Origin of the sequence: Mycobacterium sp. (genome assembly GCF_036273375.1) — a bacterium.
In the GTDB taxonomy this organism is placed as follows: domain Bacteria; phylum Actinomycetota; class Actinomycetes; order Mycobacteriales; family Mycobacteriaceae; genus Mycobacterium.
The window spans coordinates 14,103-31,711 of record NZ_DASUHS010000008.1 but is presented as its reverse complement, the minus strand read 5'-3'; the positions used below and the strand labels follow the sequence as shown (position 1 = coordinate 31,711).

20 protein-coding genes are annotated in these 17,609 nt (G+C 67.5%); 3 read left to right on the top strand and 17 right to left on the bottom strand.

Annotation, left to right across the window (positions count from 1 at the left end):
• The 4 genes from VFW69_RS01040 to fadD5 all read right to left on the bottom strand — a co-directional run.
• Positions 1 to 276, bottom strand: a 276-nt coding sequence (locus VFW69_RS01040) for an MlaD family protein (protein WP_526497251.1), incomplete at its 3' end; no start/stop codon positions are given.
• A 5-nt stretch (positions 277 to 281) separates the two neighbouring features.
• Complete coding sequence (locus VFW69_RS01035; RefSeq protein WP_526497249.1) at positions 282 to 1,151, bottom strand: MlaE family ABC transporter permease; 870 nt, start codon at positions 1,149 to 1,151, stop codon at positions 282 to 284.
• A gap of 1 nt (position 1,152) precedes the next feature.
• Positions 1,153 to 1,968 (bottom strand): MlaE family ABC transporter permease, encoded by an 816-nt coding sequence (locus VFW69_RS01030; protein ID WP_526497247.1) that lies wholly within the window; start codon positions 1,966 to 1,968, stop codon positions 1,153 to 1,155.
• A 293-nt stretch (positions 1,969 to 2,261) separates the two neighbouring features.
• Positions 2,262 to 3,857, bottom strand: a complete 1,596-nt coding sequence (fadD5, locus tag VFW69_RS01025) for a fatty-acid--CoA ligase FadD5 (protein WP_526497245.1) — start codon at positions 3,855 to 3,857, stop codon at positions 2,262 to 2,264.
• 181 nt (positions 3,858 to 4,038) lie between these two features.
• On the opposite strand from fadD5, the gene VFW69_RS01020 reads away from it, so the two are divergent.
• Entirely contained in the window at positions 4,039 to 4,719 is a 681-nt protein-coding gene (locus tag VFW69_RS01020; RefSeq protein WP_526497243.1) for a GntR family transcriptional regulator, read from the top strand.
• Positions 4,720 to 4,770: 51 nt separating this feature from the next.
• Here the strand turns inward: VFW69_RS01020 and VFW69_RS01015 are convergent, their stop codons facing one another.
• Both VFW69_RS01015 and VFW69_RS01010 read right to left on the bottom strand, forming a co-directional pair.
• Entirely contained in the window at positions 4,771 to 5,211 is a 441-nt protein-coding gene (locus tag VFW69_RS01015; RefSeq protein ID WP_526497241.1) for an SRPBCC family protein, read from the bottom strand.
• Between the two features lie 83 nt (positions 5,212 to 5,294).
• Entirely contained in the window at positions 5,295 to 5,780 is a 486-nt protein-coding gene (locus VFW69_RS01010) for an acyl-CoA thioesterase (protein WP_526497239.1), read from the bottom strand.
• 14 nt (positions 5,781 to 5,794) lie between these two features.
• Between VFW69_RS01010 and VFW69_RS01005 the strand changes: the two genes are divergently transcribed.
• The gene (locus tag VFW69_RS01005; protein WP_526497237.1) at positions 5,795 to 6,904 is read left to right on the top strand and encodes an alcohol dehydrogenase catalytic domain-containing protein; all 1,110 of its coding nucleotides are present in this window, start codon (positions 5,795 to 5,797) and stop codon (positions 6,902 to 6,904) included.
• Here VFW69_RS01005 and VFW69_RS01000 read toward each other — a convergent pair.
• From VFW69_RS01000 to VFW69_RS00950, 11 genes are all read right to left on the bottom strand, one after another.
• Complete coding sequence (locus VFW69_RS01000) at positions 6,901 to 7,839, bottom strand: alpha/beta hydrolase (RefSeq protein WP_526497235.1); 939 nt, start codon at positions 7,837 to 7,839, stop codon at positions 6,901 to 6,903. The genes VFW69_RS01005 and VFW69_RS01000 overlap by 4 nt on opposite strands.
• Complete coding sequence (locus VFW69_RS00995) at positions 7,836 to 9,356, bottom strand: flavin-containing monooxygenase (RefSeq protein WP_526497233.1); 1,521 nt, start codon at positions 9,354 to 9,356, stop codon at positions 7,836 to 7,838. The genes VFW69_RS01000 and VFW69_RS00995 overlap by 4 nt, the downstream gene beginning before the upstream one ends.
• Complete coding sequence (locus VFW69_RS00990) at positions 9,338 to 10,066, bottom strand: SDR family NAD(P)-dependent oxidoreductase (RefSeq protein WP_526497231.1); 729 nt, start codon at positions 10,064 to 10,066, stop codon at positions 9,338 to 9,340. The genes VFW69_RS00995 and VFW69_RS00990 overlap by 19 nt, the downstream gene beginning before the upstream one ends.
• A complete protein-coding gene (locus VFW69_RS00985) occupies positions 10,063 to 10,464 on the bottom strand; it encodes an SgcJ/EcaC family oxidoreductase (protein ID WP_526497229.1) in 402 nt (133 codons plus the stop codon). Before VFW69_RS00985 ends, VFW69_RS00990 begins: the two co-directional genes overlap by 4 nt.
• Positions 10,461 to 11,219, bottom strand: coding sequence for an HpcH/HpaI aldolase family protein (locus VFW69_RS00980; protein WP_526497227.1), 759 nt, complete (start codon positions 11,217 to 11,219; stop codon positions 10,461 to 10,463). The genes VFW69_RS00985 and VFW69_RS00980 overlap by 4 nt, the downstream gene beginning before the upstream one ends.
• 7 nt (positions 11,220 to 11,226) lie before the next feature.
• Positions 11,227 to 12,195 carry a zinc-binding dehydrogenase gene (locus VFW69_RS00975; RefSeq protein WP_526497225.1) on the bottom strand — a complete coding sequence of 323 codons (969 nt, stop codon included), beginning with the start codon at positions 12,193 to 12,195 and terminating at the stop codon, positions 11,227 to 11,229.
• Between the two features lies 1 nt (position 12,196).
• On the bottom strand, positions 12,197 to 13,372 hold the full coding sequence (locus tag VFW69_RS00970; protein ID WP_526497253.1) for a cytochrome P450: 1,176 nt from the start codon (positions 13,370 to 13,372) through the stop codon (positions 12,197 to 12,199).
• Between the two features lie 62 nt (positions 13,373 to 13,434).
• Positions 13,435 to 14,139 (bottom strand): NIPSNAP family protein, encoded by a 705-nt coding sequence (locus VFW69_RS00965; RefSeq protein WP_526497223.1) that lies wholly within the window; start codon positions 14,137 to 14,139, stop codon positions 13,435 to 13,437.
• A gap of 3 nt (positions 14,140 to 14,142) precedes the next feature.
• On the bottom strand, positions 14,143 to 14,706 hold the full coding sequence (locus tag VFW69_RS00960) for a hypothetical protein (RefSeq protein ID WP_526497221.1): 564 nt from the start codon (positions 14,704 to 14,706) through the stop codon (positions 14,143 to 14,145).
• 148 nt (positions 14,707 to 14,854) lie between these two features.
• Positions 14,855 to 16,024, bottom strand: a complete 1,170-nt coding sequence (locus VFW69_RS00955; RefSeq protein ID WP_526497219.1) for a CaiB/BaiF CoA transferase family protein — start codon at positions 16,022 to 16,024, stop codon at positions 14,855 to 14,857.
• 63 nt (positions 16,025 to 16,087) lie between these two features.
• Positions 16,088 to 17,008 (bottom strand): NmrA family NAD(P)-binding protein, encoded by a 921-nt coding sequence (locus VFW69_RS00950; protein ID WP_526497217.1) that lies wholly within the window; start codon positions 17,006 to 17,008, stop codon positions 16,088 to 16,090.
• 89 nt (positions 17,009 to 17,097) lie between these two features.
• Here VFW69_RS00950 and VFW69_RS00945 point away from each other — a divergent pair, with 89 nt between their 5' ends.
• Entirely contained in the window at positions 17,098 to 17,586 is a 489-nt protein-coding gene (locus tag VFW69_RS00945) for a winged helix-turn-helix transcriptional regulator (protein WP_526497215.1), read from the top strand.
• The last annotated feature ends 23 nt before the right edge of the window (positions 17,587 to 17,609 follow it).

Sequence of the window (17,609 nt, the reverse complement as noted above, 5' to 3'; positions counted from 1 at the left end):
GAGGGTGAACTTCGCGGCCGGCTTCCCGTCACGCGCCGTCTCCGAGATCGACCCCACCCGGCCGATCTCCACACCGTTATAAGTCACCTTCGAACCCGGATCCATCACCAACCCGGCACGCGACGCCAACATCGTCAACTGCGTTTTAGGGGTGAAGGCACCTCGGAATTGCCCATAGACAAGGGCCAGCGCCAGTGCGCCGACGACCAGGAGGGCCACACCGGCCAGCTTGTACGGCGGGGTCCGCGGGGCGTTGGTCTGAATCGGTCGGGCCATGGCGGTTACACCGTGAGTGCGAAGTTGGGGTTGACGCCATACAGCGCCAACGCGGCGGACAACACGACAACCTGTACCGACACCAATGAGAAGCGCATCGATCGACCGACGGCCTCACCCACGCCGACTGGACCGCCGCCGGCGTTGTAGCCGTAGAAGCAGTGGGTGATCATCACGACCGCGGTGATGAGGATGGCTTCCAGGAACGACCAGAACACGTCCTCGGGACGCAGGAACGTCCGGAAGTAGTGCTCGTAGGTGCCGTTCGACTGCCCGTAGATCACCGTCGTGGTGATCTGTGGGGACAGGAAAGTCATGATGATCGCCATGGAGTAGATCGGGATGATCACGATCAACCCGGCCATGATGCGGGTGGAGGCCAGGAACGAAATCGATTTGATGCCCATCACCTCCAGGGCGTCGACCTCCTCGCTGATGCGCATGGCGCCCAGCTCCGCCGTGGCGCCGGCACCGACAGTGGCGGCCATGGCGATGCCGGTGACGACGGGCGCGGCGATGCGCACATTGATCAGCGCGGCGAAGAAGCCGGTGAACGCCTCGACGCCGATGTTGCCCAGCGAGGCGAAGCCCTGGATGGCGACCAGCGAGCTACCGGACAACGTCACGAAGCCGACGATGGCGACGGTGCCACCGATGACCGCCATGGCGCCGGTGCCCATGCCGATCTGGGCTATGAGTCGCAGGGTCTCTTTGCGGTAATTGCGCAGCGCGTGCGGGATGTGCCCGACGGCGACCGTGCCGAACCACGCCATCTGACCGATGTCGTCGAGACCGCGGGCCGCGGCCAGGCCGTAGCGGTTGAGGTTCTCTGCCGCCCGCGGGAAGCGGGAGCGAAAGACGGCGGTAGTCGACATGTCAGTGCCCCGTCCCGAACCGCACGCCGATCGTCGTCAACACCACGTTGACGGCGTAGAGCGCGACGACGCACAGCACGACGGTCTCGTTGACTGCGGTGCCCAGGCCCTTGGAGCCGCCGCTCACGGTCAGGCCGCGGTAGCAGCCGACCAGGCCGGCGATGAGGCCGAAGATGGCGGCTTTGACCGTCGCGATGACAACCTCGGGCAGGCCGGTGATGGTGGTCAGGGTGGCCAGGTACGCACCGCCCGACACGTTCTGCAAGTAGACGCCGAACAGATAGCCACCCACCAGGCCGACCGTGATCACCAGGCCGTTGAGCAACGTCGCGACCAGGGTCGCGGCGAGCACCCGGGGAACCACCAGGCGGTGGATCGGGTCGATGCCGAGCACCTCCATCGCGTCGATCTCTTCCCGGATGGTGCGTGCACCAAGGTCCGCGCAGATCGCCGTCGAGCCGGCACCGGCGACCACCAGCACCGTGGTCAGCGGGCCGAGCTGGGTGACGGCGCCGATCGCCGCGCCGGCGCCGGACAGGTCAGCCGCTCCGAACTGAGCGAGCAGCACGTTGAGCGTGAAGATCAGCAGCACGGTCAACGGGATCGAGACAAAGACCGTCGGCAGGAACGCGACCCGCATGATGAACCAGCACTGCAGGATGAATTCGCGCCACTGGAACGGCCGACGGAACAGCGCCTTTCCGGTCAAGACGCACATCCGGAAGAATCCCCCGACGAGCGTCAAGGGCGTCTGAACTTGGTCGCGCACATAGCCGACCAGGTGGGGTCCTTGCCGATTTGTTGACGTTGAAGTCACCGCTGCCCCCTCCGGCCGTCACCGCGCGCTCTCTGGCGTCGCGGCGGATCGTGTAGCACGCCTCGCCCCCTTACCGCTGTGTAGCTGGGGGTGCCCCCACCTCGCCCCGGCTTGATGCCTGTGACCATCGGCTCCCTACTCGCAAGTAGTAACGGAGACCACAGGAATGTACCCGATGGCCAACCACGTGTGAACCGCATCCGCACAATTAACCCTTCGCCAACAGCTGGCAAACGTTACAGCTCCCGTCAACTTTCCTCTCTACTCCTAAAAGCTCTTGCCCGAGAATGGATTTAGTCGATTTCTCCAACTCCGTACCGGACCCGTAGTTCAGTCTTGAGCACCTTCCCGGCCGGGTTGCGCGGCAGCGCGTCGACGATCTCGAGTGCCTTGGGGTGCTTGTAGCGCGCCAGCCGCTCGGTCAGAAACTCATCGAGCTCATCGAGCCGCAGATTGTCGTCCGCGACAGCGGCAACCGCGATGGGCACCTCACCCCACTTGTCGTGGGCCCGGCCGATCACTGCGACTTCGACGATGCCGGGGTGGCTGGCGAGGACGTTTTCCACCTCGGCGCAGTAGATGTTCTCACCACCGGAGATGATCATGTCCTTCTTGCGGTCGACCACCCACACGTAGCCGTCGGAGTCCATGCGGACGAGGTCGCCGGAGTGGAACCAGCCGCCGGCGAACGCCTCCGCCGTGGCCTCCGGGTTGTTCCAGTAGCCGCTCATCAAAGTTGGTGCGCGGTAAACGATTTCGCCGACGTCACCGATAGGCACGTCGTTCATGTTTTCGTCGACGACGCGGGCGGCCACGGTGGGGATCACCTTGCCGACCGAGCCACGCTTACGAATGGCGTCTTCGCCCAGCAACATGCACGTGACCGGCGACATCTCGGTCTGGCCGAACGCGGCCAGTATCTGGGTGCCGGGGAACCTCGCCGACATCTCCCGCAGCAGCGCGTCGGGAGCCGGCGCGGCGCCCCACGAGATCACCCGCAATTTCAGGTCCCGCGGGCGGGCGTGCTGTTCGGCGCAGACCGCCTGCCACTGGGCGGGCACCAGGAAGATGCCGGTGACCTTCTCCGCGGCGAGCACGTCGAGCAGCTGCCCGGGCTCGAACGCGCCGAGCGGGTAGATCACCGTCGGGATGCCGAGCAACACCCCGGTCAGCATGTTGCCGATACCGGCGATGTGGAAGAACGGCACACCGATGAACCCGACGTCGCTGTTGATGTCGGCGCCGTTGGTGTAAAGGCCGGTCATCGTCTGGCCGGTGAGGTTGGTGTGCGTCAACACGGCGCCCTTGGGCCGCCCGGTGGTGCCCGAGGTGTACATGATCAGCGCAGGCGAATCGTTCGGGATGTCGACGGGGCGGTGCTCTTGTCCGGACTCGTTGATCAGGTCCTCGTAGCCGAGCACGCTGTCGTCGGTCGGACCGCCGGCCACCACGACGGTGCTCAGCAACGACTCGATGTCGCGGACCCCGGTGGCCACCGGCGCCAGCACGGGTTCGGTGACGATCACGCGGGCTTCGCAGTCCTGGACCAGGAACGCGATTTCGGCCGGGGTGAGCCGGAAGTTCAGTGGGACCGCGATGGCGCCGAGCATGTTGACGGCCAGCACCGACTCGACGAACTCGGTGCGGTTGAGCATCAGGATCATGACCCGGTCACCGAAGCCGACACCCCGGCGGCTCAACGCATCGGCCAGCGCCACCACCCGGGTGCGCAGGTCGCCCCACGTCAGGGTTTTGCCCAGGAACCGCAGCGCCGTCGCTTTCGGCTGCATCAGCGCATGCCGTTCCAGTTGGTTCACCCAGTTCTGTCGCCGGGCCAGGTACGGCTGCTCTTCCGCCTGTGTCGGATGGTTCACCAATTGCGCGGTCAAACTAACACTTCCCTTCACTCGCGCACCGCTTGCGCCAGGTTGATATTTGATAAAACTTGGTGTTGTGTGGGTCACACTATGGCGTTGACGGTCCACTGACAAGTCCGCGTTAACACCCGTCAAAACTCAAACCCCGTCCAGCCAAGCCCACGAAAGCCCTGGCAGTCCCGTGAACGCACCGATGTCAATGCAGCCGAGGAGTCGGGGGCCGCTGCGCCGGGCGCAGTTGTCCGACGCGGTGACGGGCCATTTGCGGGCGGCGATCATGTCCGGCGCACTGCGTCCGGGAACCTTCATCCGCCTGGACGAGACCGCGGCCGAGCTCGGAGTCAGCGTCACCCCGGTGCGTGAAGCCCTGCTGAAGCTGCGCGGGGAGGGCATGGTGCAGCTCGAACCGCACCGCGGCCACGTCGTGCTGCCCTTGACCCGGCAGGACATCGAGGACATCTTCTGGCTGCAGGCATCGATCGCGCGCGAGCTGGCGGCCGCGGCCACCGACCACATCACCGAGGCCGAGATCGACGAGTTGGACCGGATCAACGACTCGCTCGCCGCGGCCGTCGGGTCCGGCGATGCCGAGACCATCGCGGGCATCGAGTTCGCGTTCCACCGGGTCTTCAACCAGGCGAGTGGGCGGATCAAACTGGCGTGGTTCCTGCTCAACGCCGCGCGCTACATGCCGGTGCTGGTCTACGCCGCCGACCCGCACTGGGGAGAGGCCGCCGTCGCCAACCACCGCCAGCTGATCGCGGCGCTGCGCCGCCGCGACACCGCCGCGGTGATCGAGCACACCGTGTGGCAATTCACCGACGCGGCGACCCGGCTGACCGAGATGCGCGACCGCACCGGAATCTTCGACTAGCTGCGATCGCGAGCGCGGCGGAGCGGGGCGAAGCGGGTCGCCGCCATTCGACTAGCTCGCGGCCAGCTGCTCGGCGCGCTGCTTCAGGCTTTCGGCCAGATGGTCGAGCACATTGTTGAGGAGTTGCTTCACCATCGGTGCCGGCACCGGCATCGACGTCTCGACGTCCAGATCCACCGTCAGCAGGCTCGACGCTCCCATCGACACCACGCTGAACAGCTGCTCCTGCTTGGTGAAGAGGTCGCCCTGCTGCAGGACGGTCTGGATCTGATTTTCCCCGGGGTAGTACACGGCCTGGATGAACATGCTCTGCATGCCTTGGTACTCGGTGTCGAGCCGCAGCTGGCTGGGGCGCCCATCGTCGTAGCGAGCAAGCACCCAGAGGCCCTTGATCTCCTCGTTCCACTGCGGGTAGGCCTCGAAGTCGCCGACGATCTTCATGATCAATTCGGCGTCGGCGTCCACCTCGACGGTCTTGCTCATGACTGGCATGCGCGAAGCATAGCGGGGCCGGCGGTGCCTCCTTGCGGTGCGCGGCCGCCCCGTTCGATGACGAAAGCCCTGATGCCAGGCGGTTATTGATCGACCGCGGCGGTCGCCAGCAGCGCGCGGACGGCGTCGGGGATCGGGACGGACTTGCGGGTGACCCGGTCGACGTAGACGTGCACCCAGTGCCCCAGCGCGGTGATGGGCTGCTCCTCATTTTCCGTGGGCTTGGTCCCGGCGGCACGGAACACACCCAGCCGGTAGGTGACGCTGCTGCGGCCCAGCCGCGTGACGGCCAGGCCCACCACAAGATTCTGCGGGAACTGCAGTTCGGAGAAGTAGCGGCAACCCGATTCGGCGACGATGCCCAGCGCGGGGGTGGTGACCGGGTCCAGCCCGGTGCTGGTGTTGATCCAGGCGTTGATCGCGGTGTCGAACAGCTGGTAGTAGACGGCGTTGTTGAGGTGGCCGAACATGTCGTTGTCGGCCCACCGGGTTCCGACCGGCCACAGCACCGGAAAGTCGTTGCTGGTCAACCCGTCCGATGCGGGCGGAACTACGGAAGCCGACGCCATGGTTGTATTCCAACATGTCTGGAATTCGGGGCGCGGTACTGGAGCACATCGGGTCGCCTCGGCCCTACGCGCAGTCGCGGCCGATCACCATCACCGAACTCGACCTCGCGCCCCCGGGCCGCGACGAAGTCCTGGTCCGCATCGAGGCGGCCGGCATCTGCCACTCCGACCTATCGGTGGTCGACGGCAACCGGGTGCGGCCGCTGCCGATGTTGCTCGGCCACGAGGCCGCCGGGATCGTCGAGCGCGCCGGCGAAGGCGTCGACGACCTGGCCGTCGGCCAGCGGGTGGTGCTGGTGTTCTTGCCGCGGTGCGGCCATTGCGCGGCGTGCGCAACCGAGGGCCTGACGCCGTGTGAACCGGGCAGCGCGGCGAACGGTGCCGGCACCTTGCTCGGCGGCGACATTCGGCTCAGCCGGGCCGGCCGCCCGGTGTATCACCACCTCGGCGTCTCGGGCTTCGCGACGCACGCGGTCGTCAATCGGGCCAGCGCGGTCGCGGTGCCCGGCGACGTGCCGGCCGACGTCGCCGCGCTGCTGGGTTGCGCGGTGCTCACCGGTGGTGGCGCGGTGCTCAACGTGGGTCATCCGCGGCCGGGCCAGACGGTCGCCGTGGTCGGGCTGGGGGGTGTGGGGATGGCGGCGCTGCTCACCGCCCTGACCTACGACGACGTCCGCGTCGTCGCCGTCGATCAGTTGCCGGAGAAGTTGGCCGCCGCCCGCCGCCTGGGTGCCCACGACACCTACACGCCGCAGCAGGCCACCGACGCCGGGGTGAAGGCCGCGGTGGTGGTCGAGGCCGTCGGTCATCCGGCCGCGCTGGAGAGCTCAATCGGCTTGACCGCGCCCGGCGGGCGCACCATCACCGTGGGTCTGCCGCCGCCGGCCGCGCGGATCAGCGTGTCGCCGTTGGGTTTTGTCGCCGAGGGCCGGTCGCTGATCGGCAGTTACCTGGGTTCGGCGGTGCCCAGCCGGGACATCCCCCGGTTCGTCGAGCTCTGGCGGTCGGGCCGGTTGCCGGTGGAATCGCTGGTGTCGTCGACGATTCCGTTGGACGACATCAACGAGGCGATGGACAACCTGGCCGACGGCACCGCCGTGCGACAACTGATCAGATTCGGCTAGTCGCCATGCAACGCGCTGGACAGGGCGTGGCCTTGCAGCGCGAACAATCGTTGCGAGCCCGCCCAATCGGGCAGCAGCGAATCGAACCCGTGACAGGCGCGCGCGAAAACGTGCAGCTCGGCCGATACCCCGGCGCGCAGTAACAGCTGCGCGTAGTCGATCGCCTCGTCGCGGAATGGGTCGATCTCGGCGCAGGTGATCAAAGTCGGTGGCAGTCCAGCGATTTCTTCTCGCCGCGCGGGCACCGAGTTTTCCGACGCGCCGCCCGGTCCCAGGTAGTGGCACCACATCAATTCGGCGGCCTCGCCGTCGAACGCCGGACTGGTGCGGAACTCCGCCTTCGACGGGGTGGCCCGATCGTCGAGCACGGGTTGATGTAGCAACTGGAACGCCACCGGCGGCAGTGCCCCGGCTGCGGCCCGCTGCGCCAGGCATGCGGCCAGGGCGGCACCGGCGCTGCTGCCCGCGACGGCCAGGCGTCCCGGATCCACTCCGAGATCCCCCGCGTTCCCGGCCACCCACCGCAGCACGGCGCTCGCGTCGTCGAGTGCCGACGGGAAGGGGTGTTCGGGGGCCAGCCGATAGTCCACCGAGACCACCGTGCAGCCGCCGCGGCGCGAAAGCTCAACGCATTGCCGGTGATCGGTGTCCAGGTTGCCCAGCGCGAAACCGCCCGCGTGGCAGTACACCACCCCCGGCGCCCGGTCCTCGGGCCCACCGCGATAGATGCGCACGTTGACACCACCGGATTCCGTTGGCGCGCGGTCCTCGGCGATCCGGACCCCGCACGCATCGGTCCGCTCGGCGGTCACCCGGCGGCGCTCGTCGAACGGTTCGCGGATGAGTTGTATTGCGGCCAGGGAAAACTCGGTTCGCGCCGCCGCGACGTCACGCAACGCCGGATCAAGGCGATCGGCGCCGTCCAGCTCCGTCACCGCACGCCCCGCTCCGGAGCGGTGACCGCCTCGACTGCCCACCCGGCGGGGGCGGTGAAGTGAAAGTCGGACGGCCTGAACCTGCGCGTCATGCTCCAGAAGGCGCGCGCGCTGCGCGGCCACTGGGTGACCACGCGTCCGTTGGGAGCGCGGAAATAGTTGCTGCACTGCGTGGTCCAGACGGTGCCGGCCATCCATCGATCGATCTTGGCGACGAAGTCGGCCAGCGCGGCGGGCCGCACCGCGACGTAGCACTTGCCCCCGCGTCGCAGGTATTTCAACGCCCGCACGATGTAGCGCGCCTGCGCCTCCAAGATGAAGATGACGCTGTTGGAGCCCACGTTGGTGTTTGGTCCGTACAGCATGAAGAAGTTGGGGAATCCAGGCACAGCCATGCCGAGGTAGGCGTGCGCCCCGTCCCGCCATACCTCCCGCAGGGTGACGCCCTGTTCTCCGATCACGTTCAGCTCCGCGAGATAGTCGGCGGCGGCGTATCCGGTGGCGCAGACCACCAGGTCGACCTCGTGTTCGATGCCGTCGTCGGTCACCAGGGAACGGGTCCGCAGGGAGCGCGCCGGGCTGGTCACCACCTCGACGTTGGGCCCAGTCAACGCGGGCAGGTAGTCCGAGGAGAACACCAGCCGCTTGCAGCCCATCGGATGCTCCGGCGTGAGCTTGCGGCGCAATTCCTCGTCGTCGACGGTCTTCTCGAGCAGTCCCAGGGCGACGGCCTTGAATTGCTGGGTCTTTTCGCTGCCGTGCTCGATCACCCCGATGTTGGATTCGCTGCGCAGCCAGAGCCGGGCCCGGTAGAGCTTTTTGGCGAACGGCAGGTGCGCGAACAGCCAGCGCTCCCATTGCGTGTAGTGCCGGTCCGGCTTGGGCAGGATCCAGGTCGGCGATCGTTGTACCGAATACACCTTGTCGGCCACCTTGGCCAGCTCGGGGATGAGCTGCGAGGCGGTCGAACCGGTGCCCAGCACGGCGATCCGCTTGCCGTCCAACGGTATCGAGTGGTCCCAGCGTGCCGAGTGCATCACCGTGCCGGTGAACGGCTCTTCTTCGGTGAGGTCGGGAAGCAGCGGCCGGGTGAACAGGCCGACCGCCGACACGACCACGTTGAAGTGGCGCTGCTCGCCGGACGCGGTGGTCAGACACCACAGCTGGGTGTGCGGATCCCACTGTGCCGCTATGATTTCGGTACGCAGCCGCAGGTGTGGCCGCAGACCGAATTTGTCGGCGCAGCGCTGAAAATAGGCCAGGATCTCGGGCTGCCCCGACCACAGTCGGGACCAGTCGGGGTTCAGCTCGAACGAGTAGGAGTAGAGGTGCGATTTGACGTCGCACGCCAGCCCGGGATAGGTGTTGATTCGCCAGGTGCCCCCGATGCCGTCCTCCCGGTCGAAGATGGTGAACCTGTCAAACCCGGCCCGTGACAGCATGATTCCCAGCGCCAGTCCGCCGGGCCCGGCGCCGATGATACCGATCGAGATGTCGCTCATCGGATCTGCAGGCATTGCCCACCGTCGATGACGAGTTCGGAGCCGGTGATGAACGACGCCTCGTCGGAGACCAAAAAGGCCACGGCGTCGGCGACTTCACCGGCCTCGCCGATCCGCGCGAACATCGACGCCGCGGCCAGCCGCGCCTGGGTGACCTCGTCAAGCATCGATGTGGCGATCGGCCCGGGGAAGACGGCGTTGACCCGGACGCCGGACGGGGCGAGTTCGGCCGCGACCGTCTGGGTGAGGCCGCGCAGCGCCCACTTCGACGACCCGTAGGCGCTGTGCTGCGGGAAGGGGCGGATCGCGCCGGTGCTGCAGATGTTGACGATCGACGCGTTCGGCGCCTCGCGCAGCTGTCCGAGCGTTGCGCGTATTCCGAGGAAAGGGCCCAGACAGTTGACCCGCCAAGCGGTTTCGAAACCGGCGGGCGTCTCCTCGGTCAGCGACGCCCGGTGCAGCACACCGGCACAGTTGACCAGCGTGCTCAGCGACCCGAAGCGCCCGACGACCTCGGCGGCCACGGAGTCCCATTGCTCGGCCGAGGTGACGTCGAGCTCGAGGGCGATCAGGCCGTCATCGCCCGCTTCGTCGACCGCGGCCAGCAGTTCGTCGGTCCGCAGGTCGCACGCGGCCACCGAGAAACCCTTGTCGCGCAAGCGTTTGGCGATGGACCAGCCTTGTCCGCCGGCGGCGCCGGTCACCAGGGCGACGCGTTGGTTCATGCTGGGCTCACCTCGGGGCTATCGGCCAATCCGGCGTCGGTGACAAAGCGGCAGCGGCGCCGCGCAAAGCGCCACTGCCCGCCAATGCGAGTCAGCTCGTCGTCGTAGATCGCGGGCCGCAGTTGCAGGTCGCCCGCGCGCACGAACAGCACCTGCGATCTGGCCGTCGCGCGGGCCTCCTCGACCTCGATCCGCGCGCTTCCGGTCAGGTGCAGGCCGCGCGACGCGGCGCGGAACATGCCCGCGATGCCGTCATGACCGGCGAAGGTCTTGCCGTAGACCAGGAATTCGCCGTCGGGTGCGAACAGCCGGATGCATTCGTCGAAGTCGCCGGCGTCAAGTGCCAGGGCGTAGCCGGCGAGCAGCTCACGGATCCTTGCGTGGTCGTCGGCCGTCATTGCGTGGCCTCGCGCAGGTGTTCCGCGGCGCCTCGTCGCAGCGCCTGTGACTCGGCCGCCAGGGTGATCATGCCGAATCCCAGCTGCGCCATGGCATGACCCGTCTTGCCGTCCCCGGCGTGAATGCCGGTGACCAGGCCCGCGTCCGAGGCCGCCCGATGGATGCGCACGATCGCGTCGAGCACGTCCGGATGCCGGGTGGCGCCGACGACGCCGGCGCCCAGCGAGATGGCCAGATCGGCTGGGCCGACGTAGATTCCGGTCAGGCCGTCGACGGCGCAGATCTCGTGGATGCCGGACAGCGCCGCCGCGGTCTCGATCATCGCGAACACGCTGACCCGTGCCTCGTGGGCGGCGGGGGCGTGTCCCAGGCTGGCGCGCAGCGGGCCGAAGCTGCGCACGCCCCTCGGCGGGTAGTGGGTGGCGGCCACCGCTGCGGCGGCCTGGTCCGCCGACTCGATCATCGCGATGACGACGGCGTCGGCGCCCGCGTCGAGCACCCGCCCGATCGGCGCCGCGTGGGCGTTGGGCAGGCGCACCACCGTACCGACGGGCACATGCTCGATGCGGCGCAAGGTGTCGGCGATGCCGGCGTCGTCGAGATAGCCGTGCTGCGCATCGAAGCCGACGTAATCGTAACCGGCACGGGCAAATTCCTCGGGACCCAGCGCCGTCGGGCCGGTGACCCAGCCGCCGAATATCGGGGTCTTGTTACTCAGTGCCAGCTGCAGGCTGCTCGGCGAGGTGTCTGTCATGGTCGACTCATCCGGCGATGGCGATCTTGATGCGTTCGGCGACGGGACGGCAGGCCAAGTCGAAGGCGTCCTGCACCTCGTCGATGCCGAAGGTGTGGGTGAGGTAGGCGCCCAGCAGCCAGGGGTGCTCGGCGGCGAACTTGCCGGCAAGTTCCAGCATCCGCCGCCGATCCAGCGTCACACCGGATTTTAGAGTCAGGTTGTTGCGCAGCATCACCCGCATGCTGATCGGATACATTTCGTCGTCGGCGACACCGAAATAGAACACGGTGCCGCCGGGGGCGGCGGCGTCGATGGCGTGGTTCAGGGTGGCGACCTGGTGGCCGACGGCCTCGATGACGACGTCCGCGCGGTCCGCGGGCCCGAGTTGACTCACCCAGCGGTCGCTGGTGGCGCGCACCGGGTCGTCGACCCCGAAAGCCCTTGCCAGGTCGCGGCGATCGATCGGGTCGACCCCGGTGACGCGTCGCGCGCCCGCCGCCTTGGCGACGTAGGAGAACAACAGGCCGATGGACCCCTGGCCGATGATCGCGACGTGCCGGCCGGCCAGGTCGCCGAGCTGCTCGCAGGCGTAGAGGACGCAGGCCAGCGGTTGCAGCCCGACCGCCTGGGCGGGTGTCAGCGCCGGATCGTAGGGCGCCAGTCCGTCACCGTCGCTGGCAATGCGTTCCATCATGCCGTCGAACCCGGACGCCCAGCCGACCAGGTGATCTCCGGGACGGTGGGCGGGATGCCGGCTGGCGATCACCTCGCCGGCGACCTCGTGGATGGGGAAGCCGTCTTTCTCGGGACCGCTTTGGCCGTCGTCACCCGGGAGCCGTCCCTTGGCGCCGCGAAAGGCCGGCAGATCGCTGCCACACACACCCGCGGCCGAAAAACGCAGCAGCACCTGCCCGTCGGCAAGGCACTCGGGCGTCTTGTCATCGATCGTGGTGCGCTCGAATAGATACGGAGCGCTGATCCGGTAGGACCACACGTCAGACCTCCACCGGAATGTTGTTCCAGCCCCATTGGAAGCTGGACGGCAGCCGGGTGGCGGCTTCGGCCTGGATCGCGTAGTCGGGCACGCGGCGAAGCCATTCGTCCAGCAGCACAGCCACTTCCAGCCGCGCCAGATGGTATCCGATGCAGAAGTGCTGGCCCCGGCCGAACGCCAGCGAGCGGCGGATGGGCCGCTCCCAAACGAATTCGTCGGGCTCGGGGTATTCCCGCTCGTCGCGGTTGGCCGATGCGAGCAGGGTTATCACGCGCTGTCCCGGATTCAGGGTTTCGCCGTGAATCTCGAAGGGCTTGCGCACCGTTCGCGCGAACCATTGCGCCGGCGCGCAGAATCGGATGATCTCGTCGCGTGCGACGAGCACGTTGTTCTCCAGGTCGGCGCGCACGGCGGCCAGCTGCTCGGGGCGCCGGCTGAGCTCCCACAGGCCGTGGGCGACGATTTTGGGCACCGTCTCGGTTCCCCCGATGAAGATGCACAACATCTGGGTCGCGACTTCCATGTCGTCGAGCGCGGTGCCGTCGGGCAGGTGATAGCCCAGCAGACCATCGACCACGTCGAGTGGTCCATCGGACGAATCGGCCCGGCGGCGCGCGACCGCCGGCAGCAGATATTCGAAATAGTTGGGCCGCGCCTGCCCGGTGTCCACGCCGGCGCCGGGCTGGGCGAGGCTGCCGGCGTTGACCGTGGCAAGGACCTGAGGCGCGAGATCGGTGGGGATGCCCAGGAGTTCGCAGACGATGGCGGCCACCACGATGCCGCCGTAGTCCTGGGTCAGGTCGAACGAACCGCCCGGAAGCAGCGCATCGAGACGTTCATTGGCCAGCGAGCGGATCCGGGCCTCCAGGTCGGCGACCGACCGCGGCCGGAACGGTCGGGAATGGGTACGCCGGATCTCGCCGTAGAGGTCGGCATCGAACATGGCATGAAACGGCAGCGGGTGCAGTGGCGGGTCGGCGACCGGCCCGCTGTTGTGGTGCGCCAGAACCGATGCCGGCGGCAGCGTGCCTTCCGAGGCGACGAACGTGCCGTTGTTGACTTCCAGCACCGTCCAGATGTCCTCGAACCGCGACAGCGCGAACGTGTCCCACTGCGGCATGTAATACATCGGATGGTGATCGCGCAGGACCCGGTAGTACGGCAACGGGTTTGCCATCACCGCCGCGTCGAACGGGTCATAGCGGAAGTCGTTGGTGTTCACGATATTTGGTCGTTTCGTCACTGCAGCGGCGACGGCGGGAGGGCCTGCAGAATGGAATCCTCCCAGCCGTCACGCAACGCGGGAGCCACGCTCATCCACGTGACGATCTCGGCCGGTGGGCTTTCTTTCCACGACGGATAATGCTCGGCGAAGCAGTCCCAGCCGCCGTCCAGCGCCCAGTAGTGGATGACTTCGTTGTAGCGGAAGGTGGTGGTAAACGAACCGAGCCAGTGCTTACCGGTACGCTCCGACCACGGAACGTAGAGCCGCTCCAGTTCGCGGATGTAATCGTCCTGTCGTCCCGGTTTGGTCTGCATGATCTCTTGAATCACCAGCGGCGCGGCGAAATTGGCCTCGCGCAGCTGGGCGAGCGTCTTGTTGCTGGGCCCGGGGTACATGATGCGACCCTCCCCCGAGGCGCCGATGTCAGCCAGGAACGCCGACCATTTACCGGACGCGGCCTCGTGGCTGCCGCCGCGGGACTGCGCGGCACCGATCCTGGCGTAATCGGCGAAGCCGTCGATCTCCCAGATGACGGTCACCTGCGGCCAGTGACCGTTGTACGGCGTGGATTCCCACATCGCGAACAGCCTTGCGCCGAGTTGCTGCATCATCGGTTGATAGGTGTCGGCGAAGATCTCGGTGAAACGGTCGCTTCGCCCGGATCCCAGCGATATCGTCTCGTGCAAGTAGAGCAGCGTGTGTCCGAAGTATTTCTTCATGGGCTAGTCGAGCCGGACCAGCTCTGAGTCGGCCCCCAAGCCCACGTCGCACAGCAGCGTCTCGGTTGCATGGACCGTCGCGCCCGGAATGCCTGCCGCCGCAAGCGCATAGCCCTTGAACATCCGGGCCGCACCGCTGAGCAGATGCTGCGCGCGGGTCGTCGCACGGTTCACGCTCAGGGGCCATCCTTCACCCCATAAGGCGACCTCGATCAGCCGGTTGTCCAGCGACTCGAGCACCGCGTCACGCACCCGGGCGTCGGCGGTGAAAGCCTGCGCGCTGACGGCCAGGCTCGTCGAGCCCGCGCCCAGCTCGGCGAGCTCCGGCTCGAGGTCGGCTGCCCGCACCCCCAGGATTCGCAGCGACCGGGTGTCGCAGCCCCGCGGCAGCAGCACGGTCACTTCCCAACCGGCCATGGCCCGGTCGTAGAGCCAGCCGCCGGCCGATTGCACGACATCCACGGCGCTGGCCGCGACGACGTCGAGTCGGTAACGCAGACCCTCGCCGTTTGCGCGGGTTGCTTTCGCGGCGCTGCTCTCGCTGATGTCGAACGTTGGAGCGACCATCGATCCATTCCTCACCACCAGTTCGCTGGCGGGTCAAACGCTTGTCATGGGCTTTCTCAAGGGCTGGAGCCGCTTCACGCGCCGGGCGTTACGACTCACCGGACAGCGTGACACTTCTGGCGAAATTTGTAAAGCTCGCGTCGGCCCGTCAGGGCCCGCGACGCGCCTTGAGGTCGGTCAGCACTTCCTCGGTGTGCTGCCCGAGTTCCGGTGCCGCAGAACGCGGTGCCCACGGAGTCCCATGAAAATCCGCCGGTGTGGCGACCATCGGCACGGCGGCTTCGCCGTCGGGAACGTCGACGATGCCGCCCGCGGCGTGGAACTGCTCGTCGGCGACGACGTCCTCGAGGGTGTTGATCGGTGACCAGAAGAAGTCCGGTTCGCCGGCGAACACCTCCGCCCACTCGTCGAGGGGGCGCGTCGCAAAGATGTCATCCAGCGCGGCGATCAGCACGGTCGAGTTGACGGCGCGAGCACGGGCGCCGGCGAACCGGGGGTCGTCGCGCCACTCGGGCCGGCCCACCGCACGGCACAGCGCCGGCCAATGCCGCTCGGGCTCCAAGCCGACGATCCAGAACCGCCGGCCGTCGGCGGCGGCGTAGTTGTTCATGCAGGGGTTGCCCATCGTTTCGCGCCGGCCGATCGCGATCGGCTGCCCGCTCATCAGATAGGTGTTGAGGTCGAAGCTCACGGTGTAGGCGCCCTGCCGGTAGAGCGAGGTGGTCACCAGCTGGCCCGTCCCGGTCCGGTCGCGCGCGAGCAGTGCCGCGCACACGGCCGCGGCCATCGTCATCCCGGCCGAGTGATCGCCCATGCCGCCGCGCTGAAACGGGGGCGTGTCGCCGGGGCGGGTGAGTAGGTGGGCCACCCCAGCCCGGGACCAGAAGGCGGCGACGTCGAAGGCGGCGCGGTCGGCGTCGGGCCCGTTTTCGCCGTACCCGGTGATGAGCCCGTAGACCAGGCGAGGGTTGGCCGCCGACACCGGCTCGAAGTCCAGGCCGAGGCGTTGTAGCGCGCCGGGTCGCAGATTGGTCAGGAAAACGTCTGCGTCGGCGAGCAATTCGAACGCGGTGTCGCGGCCCTCCTCGGTCCCGAGGTCCAGTACGACGCTGCGCTTGGACCGGTTGTCCATCTCGAACGGCGGGTTCAAGCCCAGATCGCAGCCCAGCATCCGGCCGAACATGCGCGCCGGATCACCGGTCGGCGGCTCGATCTTGATCACGTCGGCGCCCCAGTCCGCCAAAATGCCGCCGGCGGCCGGTCCGGCCACCCAGACCCCGAGTTCGACGACTTTGACGCCTGCTACCGGTCCCACCATGGGTAAGTTCCTACCCTGTCGGCGCCCCGGGGCGCACGCATCCCCCGATTCCGCGGTGCCGCTTCAGCTCGCCACGCGCTGGTCGCGCACCGCGAAGTTGCCGTCGTGGTCGAAGGCGGCGCGGTTGGCGTCGACATAGTCGCCGACGGTCATGGGCTTGCGGCCACTGATCGCCTCGACAAGGTCGTTCTCGCCCGAGAAGATCCCGTTTTGGTAGTCCTGGGCGACGCTGCTGATGTGCTGGACGAAGAAGTCCGGCCAGCCCTGCGCCGTCAGCGCCGCGGCGAAGTCGGGGATGCCGGTCGGCTCGTAGCGGACGGCGATGCCAAGCGCGTCCGACATCTGCTCCGCGATGCCGTAGTGGTCCAGTTCTTGGGCGCCCACCAGCGGATAGACCTGGCGATTGTGGGGCGCCGGGTTTTGCAGGATGGCGGCGATGACGCCGGCCTGGTCGCGCCCCGCGACGGGAGCGTGGCGCCCATTGCCGAAGGGCAGCCGCAGCACGCCCTCGTCGCCGTTGCGCGCCCATTGCCATTTGAGCCACTCGGCGAAGAACGTCGGGCGCAGATGCGTGGTGCCGAAGGCGAAACGGTCCAGCAGTCGCTCGGCAATCCAGTGCTGCTGTGCGGCATGGCTTTTCGCCTCTCGCCGGGCGGAGATCTGGGACATGTTGACCACTGCCCGCACGCCCGCCTCGCTGGCGGCCTGGGCGAAGATGGCCGTCGCCGGCAGCAGGCTGCCCGGGGCGATCGGATAGCAGAAGTAGGCGGCGCTGACGCCGGACATCGCCGAGCTGACGGCGCGGAAGTCGAGCAGATCGCCCTCGACGATCTCGGCGCCCATCTCGGCCAGCGCGTCGGAGCGCCGGTCGCTGCGGTGCACGAACGCGCGCACCCGGTGCCCGGCGTCGCGCAGTATTTCGATGGTGGGCGCACCGGTGTTGCCGGTTGCGCCGGTGATGAGGAACAGCTGATCCGCTGACATTTTCCGACTCCTTGCTGAGTAACGATGTCGTTAGTACGATGTAAGCACGCTATGCTGAATAACGCAAGCGTTAGCCAAAGGGGCCTTTGATGGAGTTCGAGAACCGGCTGCAGGACCGCCAGCGCTGGTCGATTGGCGAGGGATGTTCGATGTCGAAGGTCCTCGAGCTGCTGAGCACCAAGACCGCCTTTCAGGTGGTCCGCGAATTATTCTTCGGAACAACACGTTTCGAGGATTTCGTGGACCGTATCTCGACGTCGGCACCGGCGGTGTCGCGCGCACTCAAGCAGCTCGAGGCGGCGGGCATCGTCGCCCGCGTTCCCTATCAGGAGCCGGGGAAGCGCGCCCGCGACGAGTACCGGCTTTCCGAGGCCGGGGAGGACTTTCTGCCGGTGTTCATGTCGCTCGTGCAGTGGGGAGACACCTACCTGCAGGACAGTCCCGCCCCCCTGTCGTTCGTCGACGCCGACACCGGCCGGGCCGTCGGGGTGCGCGTGACCACCGACACCGGCACACCGGGAAAGAGGTCGGCAGACATCCGGATCCAACGCGCCGCAGCCTCCCGGCGACGCACATGATTGGGTAAGCGGGGGCGGGCAAC

Coding starts and splice junctions, on each gene's coding strand:
- VFW69_RS01005 (WP_526497237.1), top strand. CDS start 5,795: ATGTCTGGAATTCGGGGCGCGGTACTGGAGCACATCGGGTCGCCTCGG.
- VFW69_RS00995 (WP_526497233.1), bottom strand. CDS start 9,356: ATGCCTGCAGATCCGATGAGCGACATCTCGATCGGTATCATCGGCGCC.
- VFW69_RS00990 (WP_526497231.1), bottom strand. CDS start 10,066: ATGAACCAACGCGTCGCCCTGGTGACCGGCGCCGCCGGCGGACAAGGC.
- VFW69_RS01015 (WP_526497241.1), bottom strand. CDS start 5,211: ATGCCAGTCATGAGCAAGACCGTCGAGGTGGACGCCGACGCCGAATTG.
- VFW69_RS00945 (WP_526497215.1), top strand. CDS start 17,098: ATGGAGTTCGAGAACCGGCTGCAGGACCGCCAGCGCTGGTCGATTGGC.
- VFW69_RS00950 (WP_526497217.1), bottom strand. CDS start 17,008: ATGTCAGCGGATCAGCTGTTCCTCATCACCGGCGCAACCGGCAACACC.
- VFW69_RS01035 (WP_526497249.1), bottom strand. CDS start 1,151: ATGTCGACTACCGCCGTCTTTCGCTCCCGCTTCCCGCGGGCGGCAGAG.
- VFW69_RS01020 (WP_526497243.1), top strand. CDS start 4,039: ATGTCAATGCAGCCGAGGAGTCGGGGGCCGCTGCGCCGGGCGCAGTTG.
- VFW69_RS00980 (WP_526497227.1), bottom strand. CDS start 11,219: ATGACAGACACCTCGCCGAGCAGCCTGCAGCTGGCACTGAGTAACAAG.
- VFW69_RS00985 (WP_526497229.1), bottom strand. CDS start 10,464: ATGACGGCCGACGACCACGCAAGGATCCGTGAGCTGCTCGCCGGCTAC.
- VFW69_RS00955 (WP_526497219.1), bottom strand. CDS start 16,024: ATGGTGGGACCGGTAGCAGGCGTCAAAGTCGTCGAACTCGGGGTCTGG.
- VFW69_RS00960 (WP_526497221.1), bottom strand. CDS start 14,706: ATGGTCGCTCCAACGTTCGACATCAGCGAGAGCAGCGCCGCGAAAGCA.
- VFW69_RS00970 (WP_526497253.1), bottom strand. CDS start 13,372: ATGGCAAACCCGTTGCCGTACTACCGGGTCCTGCGCGATCACCATCCG.
- VFW69_RS00965 (WP_526497223.1), bottom strand. CDS start 14,139: ATGAAGAAATACTTCGGACACACGCTGCTCTACTTGCACGAGACGATA.
- VFW69_RS01010 (WP_526497239.1), bottom strand. CDS start 5,780: ATGGCGTCGGCTTCCGTAGTTCCGCCCGCATCGGACGGGTTGACCAGC.